Origin of the sequence: Chamaesiphon sp. OTE_75_metabat_556 (assembly GCF_031378165.1) — a bacterium.
Lineage (GTDB): Bacteria > Cyanobacteriota > Cyanobacteriia > Cyanobacteriales > Chamaesiphonaceae > Chamaesiphon.
The window spans coordinates 1-7293 of sequence record NZ_JANNDR010000502.1 but is presented as its reverse complement, the minus strand read 5'-3'; the positions used below and the strand labels follow the sequence as shown (position 1 = coordinate 7293).

Sequence of the window (7293 nt, the reverse complement as noted above, 5' to 3'; positions counted from 1 at the left end):
CAAATTGAACTTGTAATTCCGTCACGATTTGGAGATCGATCTTACTCATTGATTCGGTGGATTGGACTTGTGAATTAGCAACTGGTTTGGAGATCGATCGAGACGATCGATCTCGCAAGTTAACTTGTTAATCAAGCAACTTTAACACCTTTCCAAAAAGCTACATAACCAGCAATATTTTTGGCAGCATCTTTCGGCGTGGGATAGTACCACGCCGCATCTTGATTGGTTTGACCGTCTACTTCGATACTGTAATAGTTACACGTTCCTTTCCAGGAACAAGTACTATGAGTATTACTATCGCTAAAGTATTCTTTGTTGAGACTTTCGGGTGGGAAATATTGATTGTTCTCGACAACTACCGTCGCATCGCTTTGTGCCAATGTCACACCGTTCCAAGTTGCTGTGGTCATGTTTCTACCAATTAGTAATGATTTGTAGCGTGTAACCTTTTCTCACTATAGCATTCAAGTCTAGAGTGGGAGTTGGGAGTTAGTAATTCTATTTCCGTCACTCCGTACTCCCAACTCCAGATTTGGGCTAGATTTTAAAGACTGGGATGACGATCGACGGAGGCTTTGGCTAGCGATCGAGCGGCGATTTCTCGATCGATCGTATCAGCTAACAAATCGGCACTATTAATCACGCCGAGCGAACTCATATTCGAGGCCATAGTTTTCAATCGCTGTGGATTTTGAAGTAGTTTGAGGACTTCGGCTGCCAGGAATTGAGCGGTGAGATTTTCTTGGCGAAATAAGAGCGCGCCATCCGCCGCCGCCAAGACATTAGCATTGTAATATTGGTGGTCTTCTGCCGCGTATGGGTAGGGAATCAAAATTGACGGTGTGCGGGTAATCATCAACTCATTGAGTGTCGCTGCCCCGGCGCGACTAATTGCCAAATCGGCTCTTTGAAACAGTCCGGCCATATTTTCGTAAAATGGCAACACGATATAGCGCGGATCTTCAATCTCCTGAGTGGGTGCATTTGCGCCGCCCACAATATGCACGATCGTGGCACCAGCCGCCAACCAAGTATCTACGCATTCGCCGATCGTTTGATTGAGGGCGACAGCACCTTGAGAACCACCGACAACTACAATTAGGAGACTATCTACCGGAATTGGTAGATCGAGGGGTTGAGGGGTCAGGAATTGCTCGCGGCAAGGGGTACCTAAATAAATAGTCTGGGCGCGGGTTAAATATTTACTGGTGGCAACAAAACCGACGGCGACTTTGGTACAAAACGGACTCAGCCAGCGGGTCACTTTACCAGGAATCGCATTTGACTCGTGCAGAAACACTGGCAAACCGAGGGAATAACCCGCTAAAATAGCCGGGGCAGAAATATAACCACCAGTACTAAACACCGCATCAAACCCGCCCTGCTGGAGAAGCTTGCGTACCTGAAAAATCCCTTTGACCAGTCCAGCCATGGTTTTAAGCGTACCCACTCCCAACTTCCCCTGAAAACCACCGACCCGAATCAAATGCAGGGGATATTCTTTAGGTACTAATTTGGATTCGAGTCGATCGGGTACGCCCAACCATTCAATCTCATACCCTGAGAGCTTTTGCGCGACGGCGATCGCCGGAAAGACATGCCCCCCTGTCCCACTGGCGGCGATCAGGAGCTTAATGGCTGGATTAGACACTAGTATTTTGATTCCTCTACCTGCGACACAGGTATTCTAGCCGTTTGCGTAGCATCTCCGCTAGCGGCTCGCGGTTGCGGAGGTTCCCTCCAGGTTGAGCGAGACAAGACAGGAGAATCGTTGTTTCTGTTATTCTACTAATATGTAATATCGATCGCTTGACAGCTAGCACTTTGTTACCTGGGTGAGATGAGACACTGGGTGCACTCGCTACTCTTGACTCCACCCCGATCTTCTTTGAACTCATCTACCGCTTGTTAGCATCTCCTATGTCAACTAAATCTTGGTATCGACTGGCAATTATGGCACTGGCATTTAGTTGCCAACAAGCTTTCGTGATGCTCCCCGCGCGTGCAGATCGATCGACAGCAACACCAGCACCGACGGCACTCAAAACGCTCCTGAACAATATTGATGCGGCCGCCAACGGGCGCAAATTACCTGAACTCGCGCGCTACTATAGCCCCAATTTCACGACCAGCGATGGTTTGAGCAAAACAGCATGGCAGCAAGCACTCGGCCAATTTTGGCAAAGCTATAGCAATCTCAAATACACCACGACATTACAAAGTTGGCAGGGTACGGGCAATAGTTATACCGCTGATACCGTCACCAAGATTGCTGGCACCCAACAGCTCAATGGTAGAACCCTCAACCTCCAAGCAACTATTCAATCGCGCCAAAAAATTGTCGGCGGCCAAATCGTCCAACAACAAATCCTTCAAGAACGCACGCAAGTATCGAGCGGTACCAAGCCACCGACGATCGAACTCAATCTCCCAGACAAGTTGCAAACCAATGCCGAGTACAATCTCGATGCGATCGTCTCCGAGCCATTAGGGGAAGATGTACTGATGGGTACTTTCCTCGAACAACCAGTTTCCGATCGCGTCTATGGCAAACCAGCTAACTATAAGCTCGAATTGCTGACTGCTGGTGGTTTATTTAAGGTCGCCCGCGCTCCCGGTAAGTCTGGCGATTACTGGTTCTCGACGATCTTCATTCGTCCGGCTGGGATGACGACACTCACTCAACGCGTACATGTCGTTAAAGGGCAATAATAAATAAATCAGTCGATCCAGCGAGGGGAGCATTAACCTCCCCGCGTTAACCTCCCATCGCCAATCCCGCCAAATACCCAGTCGTCCAAGCACTCTGAAAATTGAAGCCACCCGTCACCCCGTCGATATCCAGAATTTCGCCCGCGAAATACAAACCAGGGCAAATTTTACTTTCCATCGTTTGGAAATTCACCGACTGGAGATCGACACCGCCACAGGTCACGAATTCTTCCTTAAATACGCCCTTACCAGTGATTTGATACTCACCGCGATTTAGTTCGCCAATTAAGCGATCGAGTGTTTTATTCGCTAATCCCGCCCATCTATCGCTCGGTTGAATGCCGATATAACTAGTCAAAGACTCCCATAAGCGATGGGGAATCGGCACCGGACAGCTATTTTGGATTGTTTTCTGGGGTAACTGCGACTTAACGGCCAGAATCAGTTCGCGCAACTTATCGGGGCGATAATCGGGCAACCAATCGATCGTCAGGGTCATGTGATAGCGCGATTCGGCTAACAGTCTCGCTCCCCATGCTGATAATTTGAGCACTGCGGGGCCGCTGACCCCCCAATGGGTAATTAACAGCGCGCCGGTTTGCGCTAACGCATTTTTGCCCTTCCCAGCTAATTTGACCGTAGCTGCTTTCACACTCACGCCAGCAAGATTAGCCAAGCGCGGATCGGGAATATTGAAAGTAAATAGAGATGGTACTGGTGTGGCGATCGAGTGCCCCAGTTGTTGCGCCCACTTATGGGCACTGGGATTGCTACCAGTTGCCAGCAAGACTCGATCTGCGGTCAAAATCGGCCCAGATTTGAGCGCGACCGACCAGCCTGATGGCTGTTGGGGTGTAATTTCGGCCACAGCTTCACCCGTCCAGATTTTGACGCCAGCCGCCGCCGCTGTATCCGTGAGACACCTAACGATCGTCTCCGAGTCGTCTGTCGTCGGAAACATCCGGCCATCGGCTTCAGTTTTGAGCTGGACACCACGATTGGCATACCAGTCGATCGTATCTTGGGGTTGAAACCGTGTAAAGGCACCCCGAAGTGCTTTGTGGCCGCGCGGATAATGCTGCACGAGTGCCAGGGGATCGAAACAGGCATGAGTGACATTACACCGACCGCCACCGGAGATTTTGACCTTACCCAGGGGCGATTTGCGAGCTTCAAGTAGGGTGACGCAAGTATCGGGATGAGTTTGCGCGCAGGTAATCGCAGCAAAAAATCCCGCTGCGCCGCCGCCGATGATGATGATTTGGGACACAGTTGGGAGTTGATAGTTGATAGTCGATCGGAAATATAGAAAGACGCCTAAAACCTAAAACCTAAAGCCTAACTACGCTCCATGAGCGCGAGGGTCATCGCTACGAATATCCCCGCTGGGGACTACTTTGGGTGTGAATTTGGAGACTTCGCCAGCGGTGACGGTATCGGTATCGGCGAGGGAAGATCCGGCGATGAGGGCGGTGAGTTTGGATTCGAGAATTTGGCGCGGTTGCTCGCCGATCGCTTCAGCGAGGACGCTGCCTTTGCTGTCGAAAAAGACAAAATGAGGAATGCCATCGACGCGGTATTTAGTGACTTCTGTCAGCCATTTAGTGTTATCGACATTCAGCATCGCAAAGTTTAGGCGATCGCCGAATTGAGATTTGATGGCGGCTAAATCTGGAGCCATCGCTTGGCAACTGGTACACCAATTGGCATAAAATTCCATCAATGTGGGCTTCCCATTTGTCAAGGCCACATCGATCGGTTGAGACTGGGTGGCTTGGGCTTCCAGGCTGGAGCCAAAGTTCTGCGATCGTACGCCTAAAGCCAAGGCAATTACCAGGACGATCGCGATCGTGACGATCGTAAAGTTACGCATTCGATTGGGAGCAGCGGGAGATTGCATAGCAATAAGTTTGAAATTTGAAATTAGTTAGTAAACTCAATATATCGTGCAGCCTGTCACTGGTGTAAAACCCGATCTCATCGGTGGGAGAGCGAATGCTAAACTAGCAACTGTTATCTGCCAACTGTCAACTGTTTATCAATGTTGTCAATCCCGACTTTCGCCGAAGCCAACCACGAGATTTTACAATCTTTAGCTAATCATACCGATCGCGAGTTAGTCAGCTTGCATCAGCTCCATCCCGAACAGGGTAAATTTTTCACTGCTTTGTTTTGTCGCTATGGGGCGATCGTCCATAGTGTCGTCCAACAAGCCGTCGAGTCGCAACTTCAGGCTGACTATCTATTTGCGATCGCTTGGCGACAAATTTTTGCCGAACTCGGACGAGTGCAACTAGCCCCCGATCCCGAAGCGACAAACTGGCAAAGCTGGTTGATGGATATTACCGGCGGGACGATCGATCTGGTAGAAGTGCCCCCACCAGCGCAAATTCGCTCGACTTTGACTGCGGCACCACCACCACTGAGATGTTATCTCGAACGCGGACTCGATGCGATTCCGCCACTGTCGCGCTTAATTGTCGTGATGACTCAAAGTCTCAAGTGGAACGAGCAACGGATCTCGGCTTACCTGCAAGGTGAAGGCCAAAAAATTCCGACAGCAGATATTCCCACGTATTTAGCAACCGGTTACCAACAGCTAGAAGCGGCTGTCCCCAAAGACATTCGGGATATTTATCTACGGATCGATCTCGCACCAGCTTAACTAACCTGGAGATCGCCATCAGCACGAATCAGAGCTGAAGCTGACTGTACTCAGGATTAGCAGCAATTGTCTCAGCCAACCAGCGATCGAATAATTCTGTCAAGATCTGCTGCCGTAGTGGCTCGTCTAATTGCGGCTTGATGACTTCTTCAACTTGAATCAGATGAATGCCCACCGCAGTAACGATCGGTTCGAGCAGTTGGGGCTGTTCGATCGCAAAAATGGCAGCGGCGAGTTCGGGACGCAGTTGTTTGCGGACTACTTTGCCGACATACCCGCCGTGCCGCCGGAGTTCGGGGACGGTAATATATTGCTGAGCCACATCCGCAAAACTGAGATCGCCCTCTTGCAATGAGTAATAAATTTCCATCGCCAGATCGTAATCTTCTAAAATTACTTCATAGATCGTGGCGGCACTATAGTCGAGCAAGTTTTGATAAAATAAGTTCTCGACGCGATCGCCGAATAAGTGCTCGGCTAGCCGCTCTGACAAGAGATTTTGAGTAATCAGGTCTTCAAAATCATCGAGCGAGAGAAACCGCTCGTCCAGCCATTTTTTAGTTGCTTCGGTACTTTCCAACTGATGGACGAGCCGAAAGTGATCGGCTGCGGCTTGTAAATCTTCGACAGTGGGACTGATGCCAGCCAGCCGGACTTGGGACTCGATCGTTTGGCGGCGCGCGACCCCCTGCATCAGTTCGGGGATTTTACCCTTGAGCTTGGCTTCATAAATCAAATCTCGATCGCTAATTTTGGCACAGGGATCGCTATTTACATTTGGTACCATTATTTAATCTACCGATCGGACTCGCTAAAACTTATTGTCTAAAAAAATCTTCAATATTAATCGATCGTCGTAGCTTTCCACCCACACTAACGGCTACCATTATTCAGTTTCCGGAATGGATCGAGGATAAAATCGATGACGCGGCGACTGCGAATCACGATTTCTGCGGTTGCTGGTTGACCTGATTTAAAGGGCAAACAACTATTTTCATGCTTGATACACGATTGTTTGAGTTGTACTTCTATATCATAGCTGGCAATGGTGGCTCCTGCCGCCGATTGGGTGAGTTTGGAGTTCGGCGCGATCCAGGCTAATTTCCCCAGCACGACATCATAACTTTCAAACGGAAATTCATCAAACTTGAGTTTGACATCTTTTTGGAGGGCACTTGCAGTTTGGGCTTTGTCTAGGGACGACCGCAATGATTCGCTTTGGGTGGCGGGAATTTCGCCCTTAAAGACTAAGTCCCCCCGATTGGGTGCAATTTCCGCCAGGAGTTGTTTCGGCTGGACGACAGAGCCTTCACGCGCGATCGGCAATTCAAAAATTGTCCCGTCGAGATCGGCTTGGATCGTATATTTTTTAAGTTGATTTAGTAGCGATCGACCCTGGGCGCGATCGCGTTCGATTTCCGATTTCAGGGTCGCAATTTGGCTCTGAATTTCTTTATATTGCTGTTCTGTTTTCAGAACAGCAATATTGCCACCTTTAGCCAAACTTGTAGAGCCACGTTGTTGTTCAGTAATTCTCAATTTGGCTTGGGCGATATCAGCTTGATTTCTCGTTACGACGCTCTGATAGCCTTCCTGTTGTTCTTTGAGTCTTAGTCTCGCTTGGGCGATATCCGACTGGGCTTGTTGCAAGAGTTTGTGGTAGTTTTCTTGTTGCTCTTTGGCGCGCAATTTTGATTGCTGGAGACTGGCAGCGGCTTGGGTAAAAAGTTGATTTTTTTCTAGAGCTACGCTGCCCACCTCTCTAGCTTTGACTTCGGAGATCGCGCCAGTTTGATAGAGTTTTTGATAGCGCAGCCGTTCATTTTGAGCGTCTTTAAAGCGATTCTGTGCGAGGAGATGGTTGGTTTGGGCATCGACGACTGCCTGCTCGGATTGGCGGACTTGGGTGAGCT

The 7293-nt window shown here is 49.4% G+C and carries 8 protein-coding genes; 2 read left to right on the top strand and 6 right to left on the bottom strand.

The window, feature by feature from the left end:
* Window positions 1–131 precede the first annotated feature (131 nt).
* Together RMO27_RS20135 and murG are read right to left on the bottom strand one after the other, a co-directional pair.
* Window positions 132–413 (bottom strand): DUF427 domain-containing protein, encoded by a 282-nt coding sequence (locus RMO27_RS20135; RefSeq protein WP_309735893.1) that lies wholly within the window; start codon window positions 411–413, stop codon window positions 132–134.
* A gap of 134 nt (window positions 414–547) precedes the next feature.
* On the bottom strand, window positions 548–1654 hold the full coding sequence (murG, locus tag RMO27_RS20130; protein WP_309735892.1) for an undecaprenyldiphospho-muramoylpentapeptide beta-N-acetylglucosaminyltransferase: 1107 nt from the start codon (window positions 1652–1654) through the stop codon (window positions 548–550).
* Window positions 1655–1923: 269 nt separating this feature from the next.
* Here murG and RMO27_RS20125 point away from each other — a divergent pair, with 269 nt between their 5' ends.
* Complete coding sequence (locus RMO27_RS20125) at window positions 1924–2715, top strand: nuclear transport factor 2 family protein (protein ID WP_309735890.1); 792 nt, start codon at window positions 1924–1926, stop codon at window positions 2713–2715.
* A 46-nt stretch (window positions 2716–2761) separates the two neighbouring features.
* Here the strand turns inward: RMO27_RS20125 and RMO27_RS20120 are convergent, their stop codons facing one another.
* Both RMO27_RS20120 and RMO27_RS20115 read right to left on the bottom strand, forming a co-directional pair.
* Window positions 2762–3985, bottom strand: a complete 1224-nt coding sequence (locus tag RMO27_RS20120) for an NAD(P)/FAD-dependent oxidoreductase (RefSeq protein WP_309735888.1) — start codon at window positions 3983–3985, stop codon at window positions 2762–2764.
* A gap of 72 nt (window positions 3986–4057) precedes the next feature.
* Window positions 4058–4615, bottom strand: a complete 558-nt coding sequence (locus RMO27_RS20115; RefSeq protein ID WP_309735886.1) for a thioredoxin family protein — start codon at window positions 4613–4615, stop codon at window positions 4058–4060.
* A 141-nt stretch (window positions 4616–4756) separates the two neighbouring features.
* On the opposite strand from RMO27_RS20115, the gene RMO27_RS20110 reads away from it, so the two are divergent.
* Window positions 4757–5380, top strand: coding sequence for a sigma-70 family RNA polymerase sigma factor (locus RMO27_RS20110; RefSeq protein ID WP_309735884.1), 624 nt, complete (start codon window positions 4757–4759; stop codon window positions 5378–5380).
* Between the two features lie 28 nt (window positions 5381–5408).
* Here the strand turns inward: RMO27_RS20110 and RMO27_RS20105 are convergent, their stop codons facing one another.
* Together RMO27_RS20105 and RMO27_RS20100 are read right to left on the bottom strand one after the other, a co-directional pair.
* Complete coding sequence (locus RMO27_RS20105) at window positions 5409–6167, bottom strand: peptidylprolyl isomerase (protein WP_309735882.1); 759 nt, start codon at window positions 6165–6167, stop codon at window positions 5409–5411.
* 86 nt (window positions 6168–6253) lie between these two features.
* Window positions 6254–7293 (bottom strand): HlyD family efflux transporter periplasmic adaptor subunit (locus RMO27_RS20100; RefSeq protein ID WP_309735880.1); only part of this gene is annotated, 1040 nt, incomplete at its 5' end.

Excerpts from the sequence above, each read along its gene's own strand:
- RMO27_RS20135 (WP_309735893.1), bottom strand. The coding sequence starts at position 413 with ATGACCACAGCAACTTGGAACGGTGTGACATTGGCACAAAGCGATGCG.
- RMO27_RS20125 (WP_309735890.1), top strand. The coding sequence starts at position 1,924 with ATGTCAACTAAATCTTGGTATCGACTGGCAATTATGGCACTGGCATTT.
- RMO27_RS20115 (WP_309735886.1), bottom strand. The coding sequence starts at position 4,615 with ATGCAATCTCCCGCTGCTCCCAATCGAATGCGTAACTTTACGATCGTC.
- RMO27_RS20110 (WP_309735884.1), top strand. The coding sequence starts at position 4,757 with ATGTTGTCAATCCCGACTTTCGCCGAAGCCAACCACGAGATTTTACAA.
- RMO27_RS20105 (WP_309735882.1), bottom strand. The coding sequence starts at position 6,167 with ATGGTACCAAATGTAAATAGCGATCCCTGTGCCAAAATTAGCGATCGA.